General features: G+C 59.8%; 1 protein-coding gene. It reads right to left on the minus strand.

Annotation, left to right across the window (positions count from 1 at the left end; all coding sequences use genetic code 11):
* Positions 1–239: Tle-like phospholipase domain-containing protein (locus tag AAEY72_RS16220; RefSeq protein ID WP_352311707.1), on the minus strand; the 239-nt coding region annotated here is incomplete at both ends.

Here is a 239-nt window from a genome sequence, read left to right on the forward strand (position 1 = left end):
CCCTTGCGCCATGTTGTTGCTCATGTCTTCGCCGAAGAGCTGCTGCGTCCCCTTGAACGCGACCGTCGGCTTCATGCTGTCGCCGAAAACATTCGGATCCGGGATATACATCTGCGACCCGAAGTTGCTACCGCTTTTCTCGAAGTCGCTCGGCTTGAGCCCGAACGCCTTCAACGCCTCCGGATCGTTCGTCGCCATCTTCCACCCGGTCGGCGGCGGATCGTTCGGGTGATACACGT

The organism is Psychrobacter sp. W2-37-MNA-CIBAN-0211, assembly GCF_040309405.1.
GTDB lineage: Bacteria > Pseudomonadota > Gammaproteobacteria > Pseudomonadales > Moraxellaceae > Psychrobacter > Psychrobacter glaciei.